Origin of the sequence: Calidifontimicrobium sp. SYSU G02091, from assembly GCF_022631395.1 — a bacterium.
Taxonomy (GTDB): Bacteria; Pseudomonadota; Gammaproteobacteria; order Burkholderiales; family Burkholderiaceae_C; genus Calidifontimicrobium; species Calidifontimicrobium sediminis.
Window position 1 is genome coordinate 20,175 of record NZ_JALBGB010000010.1, and the last position, 24,073, is coordinate 44,247.

The window sequence follows — 24,073 nt, forward strand, 5'->3', positions numbered from 1 at the left end:
GACCTGAACCACAAGAAATCGCAGGGAGAGGCCGTGACGACCCGTTCCGTCCCCACGCGCCCGGCGCCGTCGGCGCGCCGGCGGGCGCTGCCGTCGGTGCGCAGCGTGTTCCACGACGCGCTCGACCAGCAGCTGCTGCGCCGTGCCGACGGCATCGCCGACGCGCGCCGCTCGCCGCCCGACGTGTGGCTGCGTGCGGCCGCCGCCGTGTGCATGGGCGAACTCGAGCGCCGCTGGGCGGCGACGCAGGCCGAGGACCTCGCGCTGCTGACGCGCAAGCGCGCGCCGGCCCGCGGCGAGGCGCCGCCGCGGCGGGTGCACTACCTGTCGATGGAGTTCCTGATGGGCCGCGCGCTCGGCAATGCGCTGGCCGCCCTCGGCCTCGACGACGAGTTCCGCCGCCACCTCGCGGCGTCCAAGCTCGCGCCGGCCGACGTGCTCGAACGCGAGCGTGATGCCGCGCTCGGCAACGGCGGCCTCGGGCGGCTGGCGGCGTGCTTCCTCGACTCGTTCGCGATGCTCGGGCTGCCGTCGTTCGGCTACGGCCCGCGCTACGAGTACGGCATGTTCGCGCAGAAGATCGTCGACGGCTGCCAGGTCGAGGAGCCCGACGACTGGCTGCGCGGCGGCGGCAGTCCGTGGGAAGTGCGCCGTCCCGAGCTGCAGTACGAGGTCGGCTTCGGCGGCCGCGTCGAGTCCGCCGACGGACGGCGACGCTGGGTGCCGGCCAAGACGGTGCTGGCCAACGTCTACGACTTCATCGTGCCGGCGCCGGGCAGCGAGCGCGTCTCGACGCTGCGTCAGTGGCGCGCGCGCGCCACCGGCAGCATCGACTTCGAGCTGTTCTGCCGCGGCGAGCACGTCGAGGCCGGGCGCGAGCGCATCGAGGCCGACATCCTCAACTGGGTGCTGTACCCCGACGACAGCACGCCGGCCGGGCGCGAGCTGCGGCTGAAGCAGGAGCACTTCCTCGTCAGCGCGTCGCTGCAGGACATCGTGCAGCGCCACCTGCGCGAGCAGGGCCGCATCGACAACTTCGGCGACAAGAACGTCATCCACCTCAACGACACGCACCCGGCGCTGGCGCCGGTCGAGCTGATGCGGCTGCTGATCGACGTGCACGGGCTCGACTGGGACAGCGCGTGGGCGCAGACGCACAAGGCGATCAGCTACACCAACCACACGCTGCTGCCCGAGGCGCTCGAGACCTGGCCGGTGTGGATGTTCGAGTCGCTGCTGCCGCGGCACCTCGAGATCGTCTACGAGATCAACCACCTGTTCCTCGACGACGTGCGCCGGCGCCACCCGCACGACCACGACCTGCTGCGCCGCGTGTCGCTGATCGACGAGTCGGGCGAGCGGCGCGTGCGCATGGCTGCGCTGTCGATCGTCGCCGCGCACCGCGTCAACGGGGTCTCGCAGCTGCACTCGCAGCTGATGGTGCAGTCGATCTTCGCCGACTTCGCGCACCTGTTCCCCGACCGTTTCACCAACGTCACCAACGGCGTGACGCCCAGGCGCTGGCTGATGCAGGCCAACCCGGGGCTGGCCGCGCTGATCGACGAGCAGCTCGGCGCGACCTGGCGCCGCGACCTCGACCGCCTGCACAAGCTCGCCGCGCACGCCACCGACCGCCGGCTCGGCCGTGCGGTAATGAAGGTCAAGCGCGCCAACAAGCTGCGGCTGGCCGCGCTGATCGAGCGCGAGGTCGGCGTGCGCGTCGATCCCGACAGCCTGTTCGACGTGCAGGTCAAGCGCGTGCACGAGTACAAGCGCCAGCTGCTGAACCTGATGCACGTGATCGCGCGCTACCACGCGATGCTCGCCGACCCCGAAGCCGACTGGGTGCCGCGCACCGTGATCCTGGCGGGCAAGGCGGCGTCGGCGTACCGCGCCGCGAAGGCCATCGTGCGCCTGGCGCACGACGTCGCCGCGGTCGTCAACGCCGACGCGCGGCTGCGCGACCGGCTCAAGGTCGTGTTCCTGCCGAACTACAGCGTCTCGCTGGCGGAGGTGATCATGCCGGCGGCCGACCTGTCGCAGCAGATCTCGACCGCCGGGCTCGAGGCGTCGGGCACCGGCAACATGAAGTTCGCGCTCAACGGCGCGCTGACGATCGGCACCTGGGACGGCGCCAACATCGAGATGGCGCAGGCCATCGGCGAGGAGCACCTGTTCGTGTTCGGGCTGCGCGCCGAGCAGATCGCGCAGCGCCGCACCGAGGGCTACCAGCCGCGCGCGCACTACGAGCACGACGCGCGGCTGCGCGGCGTGATCGACGCGCTGCTGCGCGGCGACTTCAGCGCCGGCGACCCCGGGCGCTACCGCAGCCTGATCGAGCCGCTGCTCGACCACGACCGCTACATGCTGATGGCCGACTTCGACGACTACCTTCGTGCGCAGCGCGAGGTCGACGCGCTGTACCGCACGCCGGCACGCTGGGCCGAGAAGGCGCTGCGCAACATCGCCGGCATGGGCCACTTCTCGAGCGATCGCACGGTCCGCGACTACGTCGAGCGCATCTGGTCGCACGTGCCGTGAGGCCGCACGGGACAGGCGGGAGCGAGGGCATGCTGGGCGAAGCCGACGTCGCGGCGCTCGTCGAGGCGCGCCACCCCGACCCGTTCGCCGTGCTCGGACTGCACGCCGACGCGCGCGGCGTGCTGTGGGTGCGCGCGCTGCTGCCCGGTGCGCACGCGGTCGCGGTGCTCGAGCGCGACGGCGGCCGCCGCGTGGCCAACCTGACGCTGCGTCACGGCGACGGGCTGTTCGAGGGCGTGGTGCCCGACCGCGCCGAGCGCTTCGCATACCGCCTGCTCGTGACCTGGGCCGACGGGCGCGAGCAGCAGCTCGCCGACGCCTACGCCTACGGCTCGCTGATCGACCCGACCGAGATCTACTACCTCGGCGAAGGCAGCCACCTGCGCCCGTACACGGTGCTCGGCGCCCACGCGATGGAGGTCGACGGCGTGGGCGGCGTGCGCTTCGCGCTGTGGGCGCCGAACGCGCAGCGCGTGAGCGTCGTCGGCGACTTCAACGGCTGGGACGGGCGGCGCCACCCGATGCGGCTGCACCACGGCGCGGGCCTGTGGGAGATCTTCGTGCCGCACGTCGCCATCGGCGACCGCTACAAGTACGAGCTGCGCACGCGCGACGGCACCGTGCTGCCGCTGAAGGCCGACCCGTACGCGCGCGCGTGCGAACTGCGCCCGGCCACCGCGAGCGTCGTCGCACCGCTGCCGCCCGCGCAGCCGCTGCCGCCGGGGCGCGCCGAGACCAACGCGCGCCGCGCGCCGGTGTCGATCTACGAGGTGCACCTCGGCTCGTGGCGGCGCCACCCCGACGGCGGCTTCCACGACTGGGACCTGCTCGCTGCGCACCTGCCGGCCTACGCCGCCGACCTCGGCTTCACGCACGTCGAGCTGCTGCCGGTCAGCGAGCACCCGTTCGACGGCTCGTGGGGCTACCAGACGCTGGCGCTGTACGCGCCGACCGCGCGCTTCTCGGCGCCCGCCGACGGCCGCCCGCGCGTCGGCGACCCGGCCGGCTTCGTGCGCTTCGTGCAGGCGTGCCGCGCGCACGGCCTCGGCGTGCTCGTCGACTGGGTGCCGGCCCACTTCCCGACCGACGCCTGGGGGCTGGCGCGGTTCGACGGCACGGCGCTGTTCGAGCACGAGGACCCGCGCGAAGGCTTCCACCGCGACTGGAACACGCTGATCTACAACTTCGGCCGCCACGAGGTGCGCAACTTCCTCGTCGGCAGCGCGCTGTACTGGATCGAGCGCCTGGGCGTCGACGGGCTGCGTGTCGACGCGGTGGCGTCGATGCTGTACCGCGACTATTCGCGCGAGGAAGGGCAGTGGGTGCCCAACGTGCACGGCGGGCGCGAGAACCTCGAGGCGATCGCGTTCCTCAAGCGCGTCAACGAGGTCGTCGGCGCGCAGTGCCCCGGCGCGATCACGGTGGCCGAGGAATCGACCGCGTTTGCCGGCGTCACGGCGCCGACCTACGCCGGCGGTCTGGGCTTCCACTACAAGTGGAACATGGGCTGGATGCACGACACGCTGGCCTACATGCGCGAAGACCCCGTGCACCGCCGCTGGCACCACGACAAGATGACGTTCGGGCTGATCTACGCGTTCAGCGAGAACTTCGTGCTGCCGCTGTCGCACGACGAGGTCGTGCACGGCAAGGGCTCGATCCTCGGGCGCATGCCCGGCGACGACTGGCAGCGCTTCGCGAACCTGCGCGCGTACTACGGCTTCATGTGGGGCCACCCGGGCAAGAAGCTGCTGTTCATGGGGCAGGAGTTCGCACAGCCCGGCGAGTGGAACCACGACGTCGAGCTGCCGTGGCACCTGCTGCAGCACGAGCGCCACGCCGGCGTGCAGCGGCTCGTGCGCGACCTCAACGCGCTGTACCGGCGCGAGGGCGCGCTGCACCGCCTCGACAGTGAGGCGGCCGGCTTCGAGTGGATCGCGGTGCACGAGGCGGCCGACTCGGTGTACGCGTGGGTGCGGCGTGACGACGCCGGCGGCGCCGTCGTCGTGGTGTGCAACTTCACGCCGGTGCCGCGCCACGGCTACCGGCTCGGCGTGCCCGACGGGCCCGGCGCGTGGCGCGAGTGGCTCAACACCGATTCGGCCTACTACGGCGGCTCGAACCTGGGCAACGGCGGGCGCGAGCTCGCGGTGCACGAGGTGCCGGCGCACGGCCGCGCGCGCTCGATCGTGCTCGACCTGCCGCCGCTGGCCACGCTGTTCCTCGGTCCGGCCTGACGCGATGCCCGGATTCCGCCTGCCCGCGCGCCTGCAGCCCGGCCGCACCGAGCCGCTGGGCACGCTCGCGCGCGACGGCGGCGTCAACGTCGCCGTGTGGTCCGACCACGCCCAGCGCATCGAGCTGTGCGTGTTCGACACCTCCGGCGCGCGCGAGGTGCGCCGCTACGAGCTGTACGGCCCGCGCGACGGCGTGTTCCACGGCTTCCTCGACGGCGCCGGGCCGGGGCTGGTCTACGGGCTGCGCGCGCACGGGCCGTGGCAGCCCGAGCGCGGGCACCGCTTCAACCCGCACAAGCTGCTGCTCGACCCGTGGGCGCGCGAGATCGTCGGCCACTTCCGCTGGCGGCCCGAGCACTTCGGCTACGAGGTCGGCCACCCCGACGGCAACCGCGCCCCCGACCGGCGCGACAACGCGGTGCACGCGCTGAAGGCGCGCGTCGCGCCGCCGCCGGCGGTCGCGCCCGGCGTCGCGAATGCGCCGCGCCACCGCACCGCCGACCTCGTGCTGTACGAGACGCACGTCAAGAATTTCACGCAGCGCCTCGACGCGGTGCCGCCCGAGCTGCGCGGCACCTACGCCGCGCTGGCGCATCCGGCCGCGGTGGCGCACTTGCGGCGGCTCGGCGTGACGACGCTGTCGCTGCTGCCGGTGCAGTGGCACCTCGACGAGATGGGCCTCGTCGAGCGCGGCGCCGTCAACCACTGGGGCTACAACACGCTGGGCTTCTTCTGTCCCGACCCGCGCTTCGCGACCGCGGCCGTGCGCGGCGACCCGCAGGCGGTGGCCGCCGAGTTCCGCGCGGCGGTGGCCGGGCTGCACGACGCCGGCCTCGAAGTCGTGATCGACGTCGTCTTCAACCACACGCCCGAGGGCGACGAGAACGGGCCGACGCTGTCGTGGCGCGGGCTCGACAACGCGAGCTGGTACCGCGCGCGCGCCGACGACCCGAGCCGCATCGAGAACCTCAGCGGCTGCGGCAACACCGTCAACGTCGCGCACCCGCGCGTGACGCAGTTCGTCCTCGACGTGCTGCGCTACTGGGTGCACGAGATGGGTGTCGACGGCTTCCGCTTCGACCTCGCGCCGGTGCTCGGGCGCACACGGCACCACGGCTTCGACCCCGACAGCGCCTTCTTCGTCGCGCTGCGGCAGGACCCGACGCTCGCGCGCGCGCACCTGATCGCCGAGCCGTGGGACCTGGGCTACGACGGCTACCAGCTCGGGCGCTTCCCGGGCCGCTTCCTCGAGTGGAACGACAAGTTCCGCGACAGCGTGCGCCGCTTCTGGCTGCACCGCGGCGTGGGCCGCGGCGAGCTCGCGCGGCGCTTCACCGCCAGCAGCGACCTGTTCCAGCACGGGCAACGGCGGCCGAGCGCGTCGGTCAACTACGTCACCTCGCACGACGGCTTCACGCTCGCCGACGTCGTCAGCTACGCGCACAAGCACAACGAGGCCAACGGCGAGGGCAACCGCGACGGCCGCGACGGCGAGCCGGCGTGCAACTTCGGTCACGAAGGACCGAGCGACGACCCGGTGATCCGGCAGCGGCGCGCGCGCGTGCAGCGCGCGCTGCTGGCCACGACGCTGCTCGCGCAGGGCACGCCGATGCTGCACGGCGGCGACGAGCTCGGCCACACGCAGCACGGCAACAACAACGCCTACTGTCAGGACAACGCGATCGGCTGGCTCGACTGGGGCCGCGCCGACGCGGCGCTCGTCGACTTCACGGCCGCGGTGCTCGCGCTGCGCCGCAGCGAGCCGGCGCTGCACCACGACGTGTGGTTCCGCGCCGACGCGGCGCGCAACGGCGAGCGCGGTGTCGTGTGGTACCGCCCCGACGGGCGCGAGATGCAGGTCGACGACTGGCACGACGGCGGCCAGCACGCGTTCGCGTGCGTGATCAACCTGCGCGGCGACCCGACGCCCGAGGGCCAGGTGGAGGCCGAACGCTCGGTGCCGCTGGCCGTGCTGTTCAACCCCGAGCCGGTGGCGGTGCCGTTCGTGCTGCCCGACGGCCCGTGGCGTCTGCGGCTGGACACCAGCGGCGAGCTCGCGCCCGGGCACGGGCTCGGCCGCCACGCGCGGCTGGCGGCGCCGGCGTCGGCGCTGCTCGTCTTCGCCCACGAGACTCCCGACGCGGCGCCGCCCGCCTGACCCGATGGACCTGAACCAACGCGCCAGCGGCGTGCTGCTGCACCCGACCTCGCTGCCCGGCCCGCACGGCTGCGGCGACCTCGGGCCGGCGGCGTACCACTTCGTCGACTGGCTGGCCGGCGCAGGCCAGCGGCTGTGGCAGCTGCTGCCGACCAACCCGGTCGGTCCGGGGAACTCGCCGTACCAGAGCGTGTCGGCGTTCGCCGGCAGCGAGCTGATGGTGGCGCTCGAGCCGCTCGTCGAGCGCGGCTGGCTGCCGCCGGCCGCCGCGCCGGCATTCCCGACGCACGAGGCCGACTGGCCGCAGGTCGCGCCGTGGCGCATGCAGCGTCTGCGCGAGGCCGCCGCGGGCTTCTTCGCGCGCGCGATGCCGGGCGAACGCGACGCGTTCGACGCGTGGTGCGCCCGCGAAGCCGGCTGGCTCGATGACTACGCGCTGTTCATGGCGATCGACCGCGCGCACTGCGCGCGCGGCGGCGAGGGGGGCTGGTGGGCCTGGGACGCGCCGCTGGCCGCGCGCGAGCCGGCGGCGCTGGCCGCCGCGGCGCGCGAGCTTGCCGACGAGGCCGCGTTCTGGCGCTTCGCGCAGTGGTGCTTCGACACGCAGTGGGCCGCCTTGCACGCCTACGCGCGCGAACGCGGCGTCGCCGTGATGGGCGACTTGCCGATCTTCGTCGCGCACCACAGCGCCGACTGCTGGGCGCGGCCCGACCTGTACTTTCTCGACGAGCATCACCAGCCCACCGTCGTTGCCGGCGTGCCGCCCGACTACTTCAGCGCCACCGGCCAGCGCTGGGGCAACCCGCTGTACCGCTGGGAGCGCATGGCCGCCGACGGCTTCGCGTGGTGGACGGCGCGCGTGCGCCGCGCGCTGGCGCTGGCCGACGTGTTCCGCATCGACCATTTCCGCGGTTTTGCCGGCTACTGGGAGATCCCGGCCGGCTGCCCGACCGCGGTCGACGGCCGCTGGGTGGCCGGCCCCGGCGCGGCGCTGTTCGAGGCGATCGAAGCCGCGCTCGGGCGGCTGCCGATCGTCGCCGAGGACCTCGGCGTGATCACCCCCGACGTCGTCGCGCTGCGCGAGCGCTTCGGGCTGCCGGGCATGCGCGTCCTGCAGTTCGCGTTCGGCGACGACGCCGGCAACCGCTTCCTGCCGCACCACTACGAGCCGGCCACCTTCGTCTACACCGGCACGCACGACAACGACACCGCCGTCGGCTGGTGGCAGCGCTGCTCGCCGCGCGAGCGCGCGTTCGCCGCCGCCTACCTCGGCTGCGGCGACGGCGCCGACGTGCACTGGGCGATGATCCGCGCCGCGAGCACGTCGGTCGCGAACTGGGTCGTGTTCCCGCTGCAGGACGTGCTCGGCCTCGACGGGCGGCACCGGATGAACCTGCCGGGCACCGTCGAGGGCAACTGGCGCTGGCGCTTCGACTGGGCGATGGTCGGCCCCGAACCGGGGCGGCGGCTCGGTGCGATCACCGCCGCCAGCGGGCGCGCGCCGCTGGCGCACCTGGCGCTGCCGGAGCACCCGGCGCAGGGGCACCGGCCCTGAAGCGCCGCTGACGCTCAGGACTCGCTGGCGTCGGCGATGCCGCCCATGACCTGGCTGAAGCCCGCGTCGACGTAGGTGATCTCGGCGGTGACGCCGGCGGCCAGATCCGACAGCAGGAACGCGGCGACGTTGCCGACGTCGTCGATCGTCACGTTGCGCCGCAGCGGCGCGTTGCGCTCGACCAGATCGAGGATCTTGCCGAAGCCCTTGATGCCGCTGGCCGCGAGCGTCTTGATCGGCCCGGCCGAGATGCCGTTGACGCGCACGCCGCGCGGCCCGAGGCTGGCCGCGAGGTAGCGCACGCTGGCCTCGAGCGAGGCCTTCGCCAGCCCCATCGTGTTGTAGTTGGGCACCACGCGGTCGGCACCGAGGTAGGTCAGCGTCAGCAGCGCAGCGCCCGGGTTCAGGCGCGAGGCGGCGGCTTTCGCCATCGCCGGGAAGCTGTAGGCCGAGATGTCGTGCGCGATGCGAAACGCCTCGCGGCTCAGGCCGTCGAGGAAATCGCCGGCGATCGCCTCGCGCGGCGCGAAGCCGATCGAGTGGACGAAGCCGTCGAAGGTCGGCCAGGCCTCGCCGAGCTGGGCGAACAGGCGCTCGATCTGCGCGTCGTCGGCGACGTCGCATTCGAACACCAGCGTCGAACCGAACTCGGCGGCGAACTCGGTGATGCGGTCCTTGAACCGCTCGCCGACGTAGCTGAACGCCAGCTCGGCGCCCTCGCGCCGGCAGGCGCGCGCGATGCCGTAGGCGATCGAGCGGTTGGACAGCAAACCGGTGATCAGCAGGCGCTTGCCGGCGAGAAAGGCCATCGTGTCTCCGTGGGCGTCTTCGAGCAGCGCCGGATTCTGGCACGGTCGGCAGCGCGCCTTGAACGGCTTTTCGCGCGACCTTATAATGCGCGCTTCACTGAATTCCTGATTGCAAATGGGCGGTGTCATCCGGCCCATTTTTTTTGCTTGATCGCGAATCACGCCACGACCCGCACTGCCTTGGCTTCCCGCGTTACGCGCCCCGGTTCGAAGACGCCGCCCCGCCCCGTCGGCGGGCCGCGGCCGCGCGGGGGCGCGCCCGCGCGTGGCGCGCCGGGCGGGCGCGGCGGGGCTGCCGGCCCGCGTGAGCGGCGCGGCGCGCGCGGCACCGAGGTGGTCTGGGGGTCGTCCGCAGGGGCCTGGATGGCGGCGGTCGCGCGCACCGTCGAGGGGCTCGGCTACGACCTCGTCGACATCGAGCGCGAGGGCCGCGGGCTGCTGCGCGTGACGATCGACCGCGTGCCGGGGCGCGTCTATCCCGGCGGCGGCGAGTTCGTGACGGTCGACGACTGCGAGGCGGTCACGCGGCAGTTGCAGTATGTGCTCGAGGTCGAAGGCTGCGACTACGCGCGCCTCGAGGTGTCGTCGCCGGGGCTCGACCGGCCGCTCAAGCGGGCCGCCGACTACGAACGTTTTGCCGGCGCCGAGGTCGACGTGACGCTGCGTGAGCCCCTCGAGGGCCGGCGCAAGTACCGCGGCACGCTGCTCGCGGGCGACGGCGGCCACTGGCGGCTGGTGCTGGCCGGCGGCGAGCAGGCGCTCGATTTCGCGCTCGACGAAGTGCGCGAGGCGCGGCTGGTGCCGGTAGTGGATTTCAAGGGTCGCAAGGGCCGGGGTGCGCAGGCGACGGCGCCGGACGGCGACGAGGTTGACGGAGGTCGAAGGGAATGAACCGCGAAATGCTGATGCTGGTCGACGCCATCTCGCGCGAGAAGAACGTCGATCGCGACGTCGTGTTCGGCGCCGTCGAGTCGGCGCTCGCGCAGGCGACGAAGAAGCTGCAGGGCGGCGACGTCGACATCCGCGTGGCGATCGACCGCGAGACCGGGGAGTACGAGACCTTCCGCCGCTGGCACGTCGTGCCCAACGAGGCCGGTCTGCAGAACCCCGACGCCGAGGTGCTGCTGTTCGAGGCGCAGGAGCAGATTCCCGACATCGAAGTCGACGACTACATCGAGGAGCCGATTGAGTCGGTGCCGATCGGCCGCATCGGCGCGATGGCGGCCAAGCAGGTCATCCTGCAGAAGATCCGCGACGCCGAGCGCGAGCAGCTGCTCAACGACTTCCTCGCGCGCGGCGAGAAGATCTTCGTCGGCACCGTCAAGCGGCTCGACAAGGGCGACCTCATCGTCGAGAGCGGCCGCGTCGAGGGGCGCCTCAAGCGCAGCGAGATGATCCCGAAGGAGAACCTGCGCAGCGGCGACCGCGTGCGCGCGTTCATCCTCGGCGTCGACCCGACGGTGCGCGGGCCGCAGATCATGCTGTCGCGCGCGGCGCCGGGCTTCATGATCGAGCTGTTCCGCCAGGAGGTGCCCGAGATCGAGCAGGGCCTGCTCGAGATCAAGAGCTGCGCGCGCGACCCGGGCAGCCGCGCGAAGATCGCCGTCGTCAGCCACGACCGCCGCGTCGACCCGATCGGCACCTGCGTCGGCGTGCGCGGCTCGCGCGTCAACGCGGTGACCAACGAGCTCGCCGGCGAGCGCGTCGACATCGTGCTGTGGTCCGAGGATCCGGCGCAGTTCGTCATCGGGGCGCTCGCGCCGGCCAACGTGCAGTCGATCGTCGTCGACGAGGAGCGCCATGCGATGGACGTCGTCGTCGACGAGGAGAACCTCGCGATCGCGATCGGCCGCGGCGGCCAGAACGTGCGCCTGGCCAGCGAGCTCACCGGCTGGCGCATCAACATCATGACGGCCGAGGAGTCCGCCGCCAAGCAGGCGCAGGAGACCGAGGCGATCCGGCGCCTGTTCGTCGACAAGCTCGACGTCGACGAGGAGGTCGCCGACATCCTGATCGCCGAGGGCTTCACGAGCCTCGAGGAGGTGGCCTACGTGCCGATCTCCGAGATGCTCGAGATCGAGGCCTTCGACGAAGACACCGTCAACGAGCTGCGCACGCGCGCCAAGGATGCGCTGCTGACGATGGAGATCGCGCGCGAGGAGAAGGTCGAGGAGGTGTCGCAGGACCTGCGCGACCTCGAGGGCCTGACGCCGGACCTGATCGCCAAGCTCGCCGACGCCGGCATCCACACGCGCGACGACCTGGCCGACCTCGCCGTCGACGAGCTGACCGAGATCACCGGCCTCGACGACGACGCGGCCAAGGCGCTGATCATGAAGGCGCGCGAACACTGGTTCACCGCCTGAGCGCGACACGACACCCGGCCCGGCCCCACCCAGCAAGGAAAATCACCCCATGGCAGTCACCACCGTCGCCCAGTTGGCCGCCGAGCTGAACCGCCCGGCGGCGACGCTGCTCGAGCAGCTGCAGTCGGCGGGCGTGCGCAAGGGCTCGGTCGAAGACACGCTGACCGAGCACGACAAGGAGCGCCTGCTCGAGTACCTGCGCAGCGTGCACGGCACCGCCGGCGGCGAGCGCAAGAAGATCACGCTCGTCAAGAAGAGCACGAGCGAGATCAAGCAGGCCGACGCCAGCGGCAAGGCGCGCACGATCCAGGTCGAGGTGCGCAAGAAGCGCGTGTTCGTCAAGCGCGAGGAGGCCGCGCCCGCCGAGGAGGCTGCGCCGGCCGCGCCGGTGATCGACGAGGCCGAGCTGCAGCGCCGCGAGGAAGAGGCGCAGCGCCAGGCCGAGCTGCTCAAGCGCCAGGAAGAGGAACTGGCCGAGCGCCGCCGGCAGCGCGAGGAGCAGGAAAGGCGCGAGCGCGAGGCCGCCGAGGCGCGTGCGCGCGAGGCTGCCGAGAAGGCGGCCGCCGAGCTCGCCGCAGCCGAGCAGGCCGCCGCTGCCGCGAAGCAGGCGGGCGCCAAGGCCAAGGCCGCACCGGCCCCGTCGCCGGCCGTCGAAGCGGCGCCGCCGGCGGCGCCGGCCGAGGCGCCGAAGCCGGCGCTGCGCGTGGTCAAGGCCGTCGACGCCGACGCCGCCGAGAAGCAGCGTCTGGCCGACCTCGAGAAGCGCCGCAAGGCGGCCGAGGCCGAGGCTGCCGCGATCCGCGCGATGATGGCGCAGCCGCGCAAGGTGCTCACGGCCAAGAAGCCCGAGGAGCCCAAGCCGGCCGAGGCGGCCAAGGCGGGCATCGCCGGCACGATCCACCGGCCGAAGCCGGGTGCCGGTACGCCCGCGCCGGCACCGGCCAAGCCCGGCGACAAGAAGTCGGTCAAGGCCGACAAGATGTCGTCGGCATGGGCCGATGGCGCCAAGCGCCCGGGGCTGGCCAAGGGTCGCACCGACGTTGGCGCCGGCGCCGCGCGCAGCGGCTGGAAGGCGCCGCGTGGCGGCGCGCGCCGCGGCGAACGCGGTGAAGGCGAGTCGAGCTTCGTGCCGCCTGCCGAGGCGCAGGTCTACGAGGTGCACGTGCCCGAGACGATCTCGGTCGCGGACCTCGCGCACAAGATGAGCGTCAAGGCCAGCGAGGTCATCAAGCAGCTGATGAAGCTCGGGCAGATGGTCACGATCAACCAGCAGCTCGACCAGGAGACGGCGATGATCGTCGTCGAGGAGATGGGCCACAAGGCGGTCGCGGCCAAGCTCGACGACCCCGAGGCCTTCCTCGCCGAGGAGGGCGCCGCTGCGTCGCAGGCCGAGGCCAAGCCGCGCGCGCCGGTCGTCACGGTGATGGGCCACGTCGACCACGGCAAGACCTCGCTGCTCGACTACATCCGCTCGACGCGCGTGGCCGCGGGCGAGGCCGGCGGCATCACGCAGCACATCGGCGCCTACCACGTGCAGACGCCGCGCGGGATGATCACGTTCCTCGACACGCCGGGCCACGAGGCGTTCACCGCGATGCGTGCACGCGGCGCCAAGGCCACCGACATCGTGATCCTGGTCGTCGCCGCCGACGACGGCGTGATGCCGCAGACCAAGGAGGCGATCCACCACGCGAAGGCGGCCGGCGTGCCGATCGTCGTGGCGATCAACAAGATCGACAAGCCCGAGGCCAACCTCGAGCGGGTGAGGAGCGAACTGATCGCCGAGCAAGTCGTGCCGGAGGAATTCGGCGGCGACTCGCCGTTCTGCCCGGTGTCGGCCAAGACCGGGCAGGGCATCGACAACCTGCTCGAGCAGGTGCTGCTGCAGGCCGAGGTGCTCGAGCTGAAGGCGCCGGTCGACGCGCCGGCCAAGGGCCTCGTGATCGAGGCGCGGCTCGACAAGGGCAAGGGCCCGGTGGCCACCGTGCTGGTGCAGTCGGGCACGCTCAAGCGCGGCGACGTCGTGCTCGCGGGCAGCTCGTACGGCCGCGTGCGCGCGATGCTCGACGAAGACGGCAAGCCCACCACCGAGGCGGGGCCGTCGATCCCGGTCGAGATCCAGGGCCTGACCGAAGTGCCGGCCGCCGGCGACGAGTTCATGGTGCTCGCCGACGAGCGCCGCGCGCGCGAGATCGCGACCTTCCGCCAGGGCAAGTACCGCGAGGTCGCGCTCAACAAGCGCCAGGCCGCCAAGCTCGAGAGCATGTTCGAGCAGATGGGCGAGGGCAAGGTGCTCACGCTGCCGCTGATCATCAAGGCCGACGTGCAGGGCTCGCAGGAGGCGCTGTCGGCGTCGCTGCTCAAGCTGTCGACCGACGAGGTCAAGGTGCAGATCGTGCACGCGGCGGTCGGTGCGGTCAGCGAGAGCGACGTCAACCTCGCGCTCGCGTCGAAGGCCGTCATCATCGCCTTCAACGTGCGCGCCGACGCCGGCGCACGCAAGCTTGCCGAGAGCAGCGGTGTCGACATCCGCTACTACAACATCATCTACGACGCGGTCGACGACGTGAAGGCGGCGATGAGCGGGCTGCTCGCGCCCGAGCAGCGCGAGGAGATCATCGGCAGCGCCGAGATCCGCCAGGTCTTCGTCGCCTCGAAGATCGGCACGGTGGCCGGCTGCATGGTCACCTCGGGTGTCGTGCGCCGCGGTGCGCGCTTCCGCCTGCTGCGCGACAACGTCGTCGTCTACACCGGCGAGGTCGAGTCGGTGCGCCGCATCAAGGAGGACGTGCGCGAAGTCAAGGAAGGCTTCGAGTGCGGCATCAAGCTGAAGAACTACAACGACATCAAGGAAGGCGACCAGCTCGAGTTCTTCGAGATCAAGGAAGTCGCCCGCACCTTGTAAGGCGGAGTCGTCCCCGACTGCACACCCCGCCGACCGCAAGGAAGGCGGGGTTTGCGCTTCGAAAGGAGTCCCGATGCGTCACAGGAAGAGCATTCCCAACCGCAGCTACCGCGTGGCCGACCAGATCCAGCGCGACCTTGCCGAGCTGATCCGCGAGCTGAAGGACCCGCGCGTGGGCCTGCTGACGATCAACGCCGTCGAGGTTTCGCCCGACTACGCGCACGCCAAGGTCTACTTCTCGCTGCTCGTCGGCGACCCCGTCGAGTGCGAGACCGCGCTCAACGAGGCGGCGGGCTTCCTGCGCAACGGGCTGTTCAAGCGGCTGCAGATCCACACCGTGCCGACGCTGCACTTCCACTTCGACCGCACGACCGAACGCGCCGCCGAGCTCAACGAGCTGATCCGCCGCGCCAACGAGACCCGCGCGAAGGACGACTGACGTGAGCGAGCCGCGCGCGCGCCTGCCGCGCCGTGCCGTGCACGGCGTGCTGCTGCTCGACAAGCCCGCGGGCCTGTCGAGCAACGACGCGCTGCAGCGCGCCAAGCGCCTGTACCGCGCCGAGAAGGCCGGCCACACCGGCACGCTCGACCCGCTGGCCAGCGGTCTGCTGCCGGTGTGCTTCGGCGCCGCGACCAAGTTCGCGCAGGCGAGCCTCGACGCCGACAAGGCCTATCGCGCCACACTCGCGCTCGGCGTCACGACGACGACCGGTGACGCCGAGGGCGACGTCGTCGAGCGCCGCACCGTGTCCATCGACCGCGCGGCGATCGACGCCGCCTGCGCGCGCTTCGTCGGCGAGATCGAGCAGGTGCCGCCGATGCACTCGGCGCTCAAGCACGAGGGGCGGGCGCTGTACGACTACGCGCGCGCGGGCCTCACCGTCGAGCGCGCGCCGCGCCGCGTGACGATCCAGCGCCTCGACGTCGTCGAGTGGGACGGCGAGCGGCTCGTGCTCGACGTCGTCTGCAGCAAGGGCACCTACGTGCGCACGCTCGCCGAGGACCTCGGCGCGGCACTGGGCTGCGGCGCACACCTCGCTGCGCTGCGTCGCACCGCCAGCGGCGCGCTGACGCTGGATGGCGCCGTCACGCTCGACGCGCTGCAGGCGATGGACGAGGCGCAGCGCGACGCGCTGCTGCTGCCGCCCGACGTGCTCGTCGGCCACTGGCCGCGCGTCGCGCTGCCCGACGACGAGGCCGGGCGCTTCCTGACCGGGCTGCGCCGGCGCGTGCGGCTGCCCGACGCGCCGGCGGTGCGCGTCTACGGGCCGCAGCCGCGCGCGTTCCTCGGCAGCGCGCACATCACCGCCGGCGAACTGATCGCCGACCGACTGCTCAGCCCGGCCGAGGTGGCCGGGCTGCTGAACCCGCGAGAACCCGCATGACCCGACCGATCCGCAACATCGCGATCATCGCCCACGTCGACCACGGCAAGACGACGCTGGTCGACCAGCTGCTGCGCCAGAGCGGCACGTTCCGCGACAACCAGCAGGTCGCCGAGCGCGTGATGGACAGCAACGACCTCGAGCGCGAGCGCGGCATCACGATCCTGGCCAAGAACTGCGCGGTGCGCTGGAAAGACACGCACATCAACATCGTCGACACGCCCGGTCACGCCGACTTCGGCGGCGAGGTCGAGCGCGTGCTGTCGATGGTCGACGGCGTGCTGCTGCTCGTCGACGCCGTCGAGGGGCCGATGCCGCAGACGCGCTTCGTCACGAAGAAGGCGCTGGCCCTCGGCCTGAAGCCCATCGTCGTCGTCAACAAGGTCGACCGCCCGGGCTCGCGCATCGACTACGTGATCAACGCGACATTCGACCTGTTCGACAAGCTCGGCGCGACCGAGGAGCAGCTCGACTTCCCGGTCGTCTATGCGTCGGGCCTCAACGGCTGGGCGACGCTCGAGCCGGGCACGGTCGGCACCGACCTCGCGCCGCTGTTCGAGGCCATCGTCAAGCACGTGCCGCCGCACGAGGGCGACCCCGACGCGCCGCTGCAGCTGCAGATCTGCTCGCTCGACTACTCGAGCTACGTCGGGCGCATCGGCATCGGCCGCGTCAACGCCGGCACGATCCGCCCGGGCATGGACGTGCTCGTCTGCGAGGGCACCGACGGGCCGTCGAGGAAGGGGCGCATCAACCAGGTGCTCACGTTCGAGGGCCTCGAGCGGCGCGTGACCGACCGTGCCGGCCCCGGCGACATCGTGCTCGTCAACGGCATCGACGACATCGGCATCGGCGTCACGCTCACGAGCCCCGACGACCCGCGGCCGCTGCCGATGCTGCAGGTCGACGAGCCGACGCTGACGATGAACTTCTGCGTCAACACGAGCCCGCTCGCGGGGCGCGAGGGCAAGTTCGTCACCAGCCGCCAGATCCGCGACCGCCTCGAGCGCGAGCTGCAGAGCAACGTCGCGCTGCGCGTGAAGGACACCGCCGAGGACGGCGTCTACGAGGTCTCGGGCCGCGGTGAGCTGCACCTGACGATCCTGCTCGAGAACATGCGCCGCGAGGGCTACGAGCTGGCGGTGAGCAAGCCGCGCGTCGTGTTTCACGAGGAGAACGGCGTGCGCATGGAGCCGATCGAGCTCGTGACCTGCGACGTCGAGGACCAGCACCAGGGCGCCGTGATGCAGGCGCTCGGTGAGCGCCGCGGCGAGCTCGTCAACATGGAGACCGACGGCGCCGGGCGCGTGCGGCTCGAGTACCGCATCCCGGCGCGCGGGCTGATCGGCTTCTCGACCGAGTTCCTCAACCTCACGCGCGGCACCGGGCTCATCAGCAACATCTTCGACGGCTGGGAGCCGTACAAGGGCGAGATCGCCGGTCGCAAGAACGGCGTGCTCGTGAGCCAGGAAGACGGCGAGATCGTCACCTACGCGCTGGGCAAGCTCGACGACCGCGGCCGCATGTTCGTCAAGCCCGGCGACCCGGTCTACGAGGGCATGATCGTCGGCGTGCACAACCGCGACAACGACCTCGTCGTCAATGCGGTGCGCACCAAGCAGCTGACGAACTTCCGCGTCAGCGGCAAGGAAGACGCGATCCGCCTGACGCCGCCGATCGAGCTGACGCTGGAGTACGCCGTCGAGTTCATCGAGGACGACGAGCTCGTCGAGATCACGCCGAAGTCGATCCGGCTGCGCAAGCGCTTCCTGAAGGAGCACGAGCGCAAGCGCGCGCAGCGCGAAGCCGCGTGAGCGGCTTCGCGCCGCGCGCGGCGCGCCGCCATGGGGCACCCCCCGCCCCCCGCCAGGCGGGGCCACCAGCATGAGGAACGAGGGCAGGCGCAGCCGGCCCGCTGAACGTATGACACATCGACGGGCCGTGGCACTGATGGTGCTGGTGACGCTGCTGTGGAGCATCGCCGGCGTCGTCACGCGCCTGCTCGACGCGGCCGCCGCGTTCGAGGTCACGTTCTGGCGCAGCGCGTTCAACGCGCTGGCGCTCGCGGTGCTGCTGTCGTGGCTGCGCGGCCCGCGGGCGCTGCTGCACACGCTGCGCACCGGCGGGCCGGCGCTGTGGCTGTCGGGACTGTGCTGGAGCGTGATGTTCACCGCGTTCATGGTCGCGCTGACGCTGACGACGGTGGCCAACGTGCTGGTGACGATGGCGGTCGCGCCGCTGTTCACGGCGCTGGCGGCGCGCGCGGCGCTCGGCCACCGGCTCGCGGCGCGCACGTGGGCGGCGATCGCGGTGGCCGGCGCCGGCATCGCGTGGATGTACGGCCGCGACGTCAGCGCCGCCGGCGGCACGCACGGACTCGGCGTCGCGGTGGCGCTGGGGGTGCCAGTTGCGGCAGCGGTCAACTGGACCTTGCTGCAGGGTTTGCGCCAGCGTGCGCAAGGCGACGCTGCGCCGCCGCCCGACATGCTGCCGGCCGTGCTCGTCGGCGCGGTGCTGTCGGCGGCGGCCACGCTGCCGCTGTCGCTGCCGTTCGCGGCGACGGCGCACGACGTCGGCTGGCTCGCGCTGCTCGGCGTCGTGCAGCTCGCGGTGCCCTGCCTGCTCGCGGTGGCGGCCGCGCGCGTGCTCAGCGCGCCCGAAGTGTCGCTGCTCGCGCTGCTGGAGGTCGTGTTCGGGGTCGCGTGGGCCTGGCTCGGGGCTGGCGAGGCGCCGTCGTCGACCGTGCTGGCCGGCGGCGCGCTCGTGCTGGGGGCGCTGGTCGTGCACGAGCTGCTCGCGCTGCGCCGGCCGGCGTCGGCGGCGGGTGACACCGCAGCGGCGCGCACGGGCTTCTCCCGAGGCGAAGAAGGCGCACGCGGCGCAGACTCGGTGCCGTAGACACCCCGGCCCCGATGCAGTTGCCGCCGCCGTCCCCGTCGCTTTGGCTGTGGCTGACGGCGGCCGCCGGTGTGGGCGCGGCGCTTTTCTGGTGGCTGCGCCGCCGTCGCGGCGGCGCGTCGCCCGCGGCGCGACCCGACGACGATCGCCTCGAGCGGCAGGCGCTGCGCCACGCGCTCGATGCGGCACAGATGCCGGTGGCGATCAGCGACCTCGCCGGTCGCCTGACCTACGTCAACGACGCGTTCGTGCGCGCCTGGGGGTACGACGCGCGCGACGGCGTCGTCGGCCGGTGCGTGACGTCGTTCTGGCAGGACCCGGCGGGCGCCGCCAGCGTCGTCGATGCATTGCAGGCACACGGCCGCTGGGAGGGCACGCTGCTCGCGCAGCGCCGTGACGGCGGCACGATGGCGATGCGCACGTCGGCGCACCTCGTGCGCGCCGACGACGGCCGGCCCATCGCGATGATGGCCTCGTTCGCCGACGAAACGGCGCTGCGCACCGCGCAGGAGGCGCTGCTGCGCGAGCGCGAATTCGCGCGCCGGCTGATCGACGTCGCGCCGGTGCTGGTGCTCGTGCTCGACGCGCGTGGCGGCGTGCGTCTGGTCAACCGGCACTTCGAGCAGCTCACCGGCTGGCGCCTGGCCGACCTGCGGCGGCGCGACTGGTTCGACATCTTCATCCCGCCGGCTGACCGGGCGGCGCTGCGCACGGTGTTCGACGCCGTGTGCCGCGGTGAGGTGGTGCGCCAGCACGTGGCCGCAATGCAGCTCGGCGACGGCACGGTGCGCGCGGTCGAGTGGTCGAGCCAGGCCCTGTTCGACGCGGCCGGCGGCGTCGACGCCGTGCTCGCGATCGGCAGCGACGTCACCGAGCGGCTGGCGGCCGAGCAGCGCCGCCGCGACGACGCGCAGCGCCGCGACGCGCTGTTGCAGCTCGCGCAGCGGCTCGAGCTGGCGCGCGACGCGCATGCCGTCGCCGCGGCGCTGAAAGACGAGATCGAGGCGCGCGTCGGCTACCGCAACGTGTGGATCCTGCTCGCCGACGAGCTGGGCACGCGCTACCGCCTCGAGGGTACCGCCGGCGAGCCGATCTCGCGGCTGCCGGCGCCGTCGTGGTCGCAGCAGCTCAACCCGGCGGCGTCCTCGCTGCTGCGCGATCTGCTGCAAGGCGACGCGCCGGTCGTCTGGCCCGACGCGCAGCTCGACCGCCGCACCGCGCGCACGACGCTCGCACCGCTGGTGCCGCGCACGCTGGTGCACGTGCCGCTGTTCGTCGCCGGCCGGCGCGCCGGCCTGCTGGCCACCGGCACCTTCGGCGACGAAGGCGTGCGCGTGCCCACCGCCGAGCAGCTCGCGCACCTCGTCGACCTGGCGCGCCACGCCGCGGTGGCGATCGACCGCATCCGCTACATCGATGCGCTGCGCCAGCGCGACGCGCAGCTCGCGCAGGCGCAGGCGCTCGCGCAGGTCGGCAGCTGGGAGCTCGACCACCTGCTGGCGCGGATGCAGTGGTCGGCCGAGCTCGGCCGCATCCTCGAGCTCGACGCGACGCAGGTCGAGCCGTCGTCGCAGGCGCTGCTGGCCGCGGTGCACCCCGACGACCGCCAGCGCCTGGTCGACGTGCAGGCGGCGGCATTGCGCACGCGCCAGCCGTGGTCGCTGCGTCACCGGCTGCGTATGGCCGACGGGCGCATCAAGTGGGTCGAGCACCGCGGCGAGACGGTGTTCAACGCGCTCGGTGAGCCGCTGCGCACGAGCGGCACGCTGCAGGACGTCACGCGCGCGCAGCTCGAACAGCAGGCCACGCAGGCCGCGCGCCAGCAGCTGCAGCGCGTGATCGATGCCGCGACCGAAGTTGCGATCACGGCCGGCGACGAGAGCGGCCGCGTCGTGCTGTTCAACACCGGCGCCGAGCGCATGCTCGGCTGGCGCGCCGACGAGGTCGTCGGCCGCATGACGGTGCGCGAGTTTCACGTGCCCGAGGAACTCGAGGCGCGCGCGCGCGAGCTCAGCGTCGAGTACGGCGAACCGGTCGACGCGATGCAGGCCACGCGGGCGCCGGCGCTGCGCGGCGACTTCCGCCCGCGCGAGTGGACCTACGTGCGCAAGGACGGCACCCGCCTGACGGTGAGTCTGGCCATCACGCGCATGCTCGACGAGCGCGGCGAGCCGGCTGGCTTCCTCGGCGTGGCCGTCGACGTCACCGAGCGCAAGCGCGCCGAGCGCGCGCTGCGCGACCTCAACGTCGAGCTCGAGCGCCGCGTCGCCGAGCGCACCGCCGAGCTCGTGCAGGCGCGCGACGAGGCGCAGCGCGCCAGTGCCGGCAAGAGCGAGTTCCTGTCGCACATGAGCCACGAGCTGCGCACGCCGCTCAACGCGATCCTCGGCTTCGCGCAGCTGCTCGAGGTCGAGCCGCTGCCGCCTGCGACGCGGCGCTACGTCGACGAGATCCGCCGCGCCGGCGACCACCTGCTCGCGCTGATCACCGACTTGCTCGACCTGTCGCGCATCGAGTCGGGCCGCCTCGCGGTGTCGATCGGCCCGGTCGACGTCGACGCCGCCGTCGCGCAGGCGATGCGGCTCGTGCAGCCGCTGGCCGACGCGCACGCGGTGCAGGTCACGGCCGGCGCCGCGTCGTGCGCTGCGGTGCAGGCCGACCCGACGCGGCTGCGCCAGGTGCTGGTCAACCTGCTGAGCAACGCCGTCAAGTACAACCGCGCCGGCGGCTGGGTGCGCGTCGACAGCGTCGCGCTCGACGACGGTCGGCGGCGGCTGAGCGTCAGCGACAGCGGTGTCGGCATCGCTGCCGACAAGCTCGAGCGCCTGTTCACGCCGTTCGAGCGCCTCGGCGCCGAGGCCGGCAGCGTCGAGGGCACCGGCGTCGGGCTGGCGCTGTCGCGCCGGCTCGTCGAGCTGATGGGCGGGCGGCTGGGCGTGCAGTCGCGCCCCGGCGAGGGCTCGACGTTCTGGGTCGACCTGCCGGCGGCACCCGCGACGTTGCAGGCGCCGGCCGATCGCGCCGCCGCGCGCGCTGCAGCGGTGCCGCAGCACGTGCTCTATATCGAGGACAACCCGGTCAACGTCCAGGTCCTCGAGGCGATGCTCGCGCACCTGGGCGTGCAGCGCGTCGATGCGGCGCCCGACGGGCCGAGCGGCCTCGAGCGCGCGCGCGCCGAGCGCCCGCAGCTGATCCTGCTCGACATCCAGCTGCCCGGCATGGACGGCTACGCCGTGCTCGACGCGCTGAAGGCCGACCCGGCGACGTGCGATATTCCGGTCATCGCGCTGTCGGCCGACGCGATGCCCGCCGAAGTCGAGCGCGGGTTGGCCCGCGGCCTGCGGCAGTACCTGACCAAGCCGGTGGAGATGTCCGAACTGATGGCCGCGCTCGAGCGCATCGGCAACCCCGCATCGGCGGCCGGGAGCGCGGCGTGAGCACGCTGCAGCCGCTGTCGGGGCTCGACGCGCTGTTCCTGCACCTCGAGACGCCGCAGATGCCGATGCACGTCGGCGCGCTGCACGTGCTCGAGCTGCCGCGCGGCCACCGCGGCCGCTTCGTCAACGACCTGCGCCGCCACCTGCAGTCGCGCCTGGCGGTCGCGCCGGTGCTGCGCCGGCGGCTGTGGTGGATGCCGCTGAACCTCGCCAATCCGGCATGGATCGACGCCGAGCCCGACCTGCGCCACCACGTCGTCGAGGTGCGCCTGCCGGCCAGCGCGCGCCACGGCAGCGGCCTGCGCGAGCTCGAAGCCGAGGTCGCGCGGCTGCACGCCGTGCCGCTCGACCGCTCGCGGCCGCTGTGGCGCATGCACGTGCTCGAGGGGCTGGCCCCCGGCGCCGACGGCTGCCGGCGCGTGGGCCTGTACACGCAGCTGCACCACGCGGCCGTCGACGGCCAGGCCGCGGTCGCGCTGGCCAACGCGCTGCTCGACCCGACGCCGGTGCCACGCGCGCTGGCCACCGTCAAGGCGCGCCGTCGCGTGCCGGCCGGCGGCGACGCGGCGCTGGCGCCCGGCCCGCTCGAGATGCTGCGCCAGGCCATCGGGCAGGAGGTGCAGCAGGTCGCGCGCCTCGTGCGCGAGCTGCCGGCCACCGTCGACAGCCTGCGCAGCGCCGCGGCGCGCGCGCTGGCCGGCCGCGTCAAGGGCTTCAGCAACGTGACGCTCGCACCGCGCACGCCGCTGAACGTGTCGGTCGGCGAGCAGCGCGCGTTCGCGACGCTGACGCTGCCGCTCGACGAGGTGCGCGCGCTCGGCCGCCTGCACGGCGCCAGCGTCAACGACGTCGTGCTGATGCTGTGCAGTTCGGCGCTGCGGCGCTACCTCGCACGCCGGCGCGCGCTGCCGCGCAAGTCGCTGGTGGCCGCGGTGCCGGTGTCGCTGCGCGCGGCCGGCGACGCCTCGAGCGACAACCAGGCCTCGATGAGTCTCGTCAGCCTGGGCACGCACATCGCCGACCCGCTCAAGCGGCTCGAGCACGTCAAGGCCGCCAGCGCGGCGATGAAGGGCACGATGGGCGCGCTGCGTGGCGTGCTGCCCACCGACTACCCGTCGATCGGCGTGCCGTGGCTGCTCGAGGCGGCCGCGTCGCTGTACGGCAAGGCCCGGCTCGCCGACCGCATCCCGGGCGTGGCCAACCTGGTGATCTCGAACGTGCCCGGCCCGACGATGCCGCTGTACCTGGCCGGCGCGCGCATGCTGACCAGCTACCCGGCGTCGATCGTCGTCCACGGCCTGGCGCTGAACGTCACCGTGCAGAGCTACGACCGCTCGCTCGACTTCGGGCTCGTCGCCGACGCGAAGGCCCTGCCCGATGTCGCGGCGCTGGCCGACGACCTGCGCGTCGCGTTCGACGACCTGCGTGCGATCGCCGTGCCCGACGACGAGCCGACCGCCGGCGAGATCGCGCGCGGCGTCGCGCGCCGCGCCAGGCGGGAGATCGGCGCCGTCGTCGACCGCACCGTGCCGCGGCCGGTCGTCGACGCCGCGCGCGGCGCCACCGCGTTCGGTGTCGCGGTCGGCAGCGCGGTGGGCAAGACGCTGGGCAACACCGACGCGATGCGGCTGCTTGGGCGCATCGTGCCCGGCATGGCCGTCGAGACGGTGGGCCGCGTCGTCGGCACGGTGCGCGACTCTGTCTCGAAGGCGACAAAGGCGCCTAGGGCCAGCCCTCCAGCCAAGGCGCGGCGGCGCCGCTAGCATCGCGCCACCTGCCCCA

14 protein-coding genes are annotated in these 24,073 nt (G+C 72.8%); 13 read left to right on the forward strand and 1 reads right to left on the reverse strand.

What is annotated here, in order from left to right; genetic code table 11:
* Window positions 1-33: 33 nt before the first annotated feature.
* Genes MOJ79_RS08335 through malQ form a run of 4 tightly spaced genes read left to right on the forward strand, consistent with a single transcriptional unit; the run spans window position 34 to window position 8,491 of the window.
* Entirely contained in the window at window positions 34-2,541 is a 2,508-nt protein-coding gene (locus tag MOJ79_RS08335; RefSeq protein ID WP_241923740.1) for a glycogen/starch/alpha-glucan phosphorylase, read from the forward strand.
* Window positions 2,542-2,570: 29 nt separating this feature from the next.
* A complete protein-coding gene (gene glgB / locus MOJ79_RS08340) occupies window positions 2,571-4,778 on the forward strand; it encodes a 1,4-alpha-glucan branching protein GlgB (protein WP_241923741.1) in 2,208 nt (735 codons plus the stop codon).
* 4 nt (window positions 4,779-4,782) lie between these two features.
* Window positions 4,783-6,936, forward strand: coding sequence for a glycogen debranching protein GlgX (gene glgX / locus MOJ79_RS08345; RefSeq protein WP_241923742.1), 2,154 nt, complete (start codon window positions 4,783-4,785; stop codon window positions 6,934-6,936).
* A gap of 4 nt (window positions 6,937-6,940) precedes the next feature.
* Window positions 6,941-8,491 carry a 4-alpha-glucanotransferase gene (gene malQ, locus MOJ79_RS08350; protein WP_241923743.1) on the forward strand — a complete coding sequence of 517 codons (1,551 nt, stop codon included), beginning with the start codon at window positions 6,941-6,943 and terminating at the stop codon, window positions 8,489-8,491.
* A 14-nt stretch (window positions 8,492-8,505) separates the two neighbouring features.
* Here malQ and fabI read toward each other — a convergent pair whose 3' ends face one another.
* Window positions 8,506-9,300 (reverse strand): enoyl-ACP reductase FabI, encoded by a 795-nt coding sequence (fabI, locus tag MOJ79_RS08355; protein WP_241923744.1) that lies wholly within the window; start codon window positions 9,298-9,300, stop codon window positions 8,506-8,508.
* Window positions 9,301-9,663: 363 nt separating this feature from the next.
* On the opposite strand from fabI, the gene rimP reads away from it, so the two are divergent.
* The 9 genes from rimP (at window position 9,664) to MOJ79_RS08400 (ending at window position 24,054) form a co-directional block, all read left to right on the forward strand.
* Entirely contained in the window at window positions 9,664-10,191 is a 528-nt protein-coding gene (gene rimP / locus MOJ79_RS08360; RefSeq protein ID WP_241923806.1) for a ribosome maturation factor RimP, read from the forward strand.
* Window positions 10,188-11,666, forward strand: coding sequence for a transcription termination factor NusA (gene nusA / locus MOJ79_RS08365; RefSeq protein WP_241923745.1), 1,479 nt, complete (start codon window positions 10,188-10,190; stop codon window positions 11,664-11,666). The genes rimP and nusA overlap by 4 nt, the downstream gene beginning before the upstream one ends.
* Window positions 11,667-11,715: 49 nt before the next feature.
* Window positions 11,716-14,571, forward strand: a complete 2,856-nt coding sequence (infB, locus tag MOJ79_RS08370) for a translation initiation factor IF-2 (RefSeq protein ID WP_241923746.1) — start codon at window positions 11,716-11,718, stop codon at window positions 14,569-14,571.
* Between the two features lie 73 nt (window positions 14,572-14,644).
* A complete protein-coding gene (gene rbfA / locus MOJ79_RS08375) occupies window positions 14,645-15,010 on the forward strand; it encodes a 30S ribosome-binding factor RbfA (RefSeq protein WP_119286394.1) in 366 nt (121 codons plus the stop codon).
* 1 nt (window position 15,011) lies between these two features.
* Complete coding sequence (gene truB, locus MOJ79_RS08380; protein ID WP_241923747.1) at window positions 15,012-15,956, forward strand: tRNA pseudouridine(55) synthase TruB; 945 nt, start codon at window positions 15,012-15,014, stop codon at window positions 15,954-15,956.
* Window positions 15,953-17,770: a translational GTPase TypA gene (typA, locus tag MOJ79_RS08385; RefSeq protein ID WP_241923748.1), complete on the forward strand. Its 1,818-nt coding sequence runs from the start codon at window positions 15,953-15,955 to the stop codon at window positions 17,768-17,770. Before truB ends, typA begins: the two co-directional genes overlap by 4 nt.
* 109 nt (window positions 17,771-17,879) lie before the next feature.
* The gene (locus MOJ79_RS08390) at window positions 17,880-18,854 is read left to right on the forward strand and encodes a DMT family transporter (RefSeq protein ID WP_241923749.1); all 975 of its coding nucleotides are present in this window, start codon (window positions 17,880-17,882) and stop codon (window positions 18,852-18,854) included.
* 14 nt (window positions 18,855-18,868) lie between these two features.
* Window positions 18,869-22,291, forward strand: a complete 3,423-nt coding sequence (locus MOJ79_RS08395) for a PAS domain S-box protein (RefSeq protein ID WP_241923750.1) — start codon at window positions 18,869-18,871, stop codon at window positions 22,289-22,291.
* Window positions 22,288-24,054 carry a wax ester/triacylglycerol synthase family O-acyltransferase gene (locus tag MOJ79_RS08400; protein ID WP_241923751.1) on the forward strand — a complete coding sequence of 589 codons (1,767 nt, stop codon included), beginning with the start codon at window positions 22,288-22,290 and terminating at the stop codon, window positions 24,052-24,054. The genes MOJ79_RS08395 and MOJ79_RS08400 overlap by 4 nt, the downstream gene beginning before the upstream one ends.
* Window positions 24,055-24,073: the final 19 nt, after the last annotated feature.

Bases quoted from the DNA above. Each gene is read 5' to 3' on its own strand.
- glgB (WP_241923741.1), top strand. From the start codon at position 2,571: ATGCTGGGCGAAGCCGACGTCGCGGCGCTCGTCGAGGCGCGCCACCCC.
- glgX (WP_241923742.1), top strand. From the start codon at position 4,783: ATGCCCGGATTCCGCCTGCCCGCGCGCCTGCAGCCCGGCCGCACCGAG.
- malQ (WP_241923743.1), top strand. From the start codon at position 6,941: ATGGACCTGAACCAACGCGCCAGCGGCGTGCTGCTGCACCCGACCTCG.
- fabI (WP_241923744.1), bottom strand. From the start codon at position 9,300: ATGGCCTTTCTCGCCGGCAAGCGCCTGCTGATCACCGGTTTGCTGTCC.
- rimP (WP_241923806.1), top strand. From the start codon at position 9,664: ATGGCGGCGGTCGCGCGCACCGTCGAGGGGCTCGGCTACGACCTCGTC.
- nusA (WP_241923745.1), top strand. From the start codon at position 10,188: ATGAACCGCGAAATGCTGATGCTGGTCGACGCCATCTCGCGCGAGAAG.
- infB (WP_241923746.1), top strand. From the start codon at position 11,716: ATGGCAGTCACCACCGTCGCCCAGTTGGCCGCCGAGCTGAACCGCCCG.
- rbfA (WP_119286394.1), top strand. From the start codon at position 14,645: ATGCGTCACAGGAAGAGCATTCCCAACCGCAGCTACCGCGTGGCCGAC.
- typA (WP_241923748.1), top strand. From the start codon at position 15,953: ATGACCCGACCGATCCGCAACATCGCGATCATCGCCCACGTCGACCAC.
- MOJ79_RS08390 (WP_241923749.1), top strand. From the start codon at position 17,880: ATGACACATCGACGGGCCGTGGCACTGATGGTGCTGGTGACGCTGCTG.
- MOJ79_RS08395 (WP_241923750.1), top strand. From the start codon at position 18,869: ATGCAGTTGCCGCCGCCGTCCCCGTCGCTTTGGCTGTGGCTGACGGCG.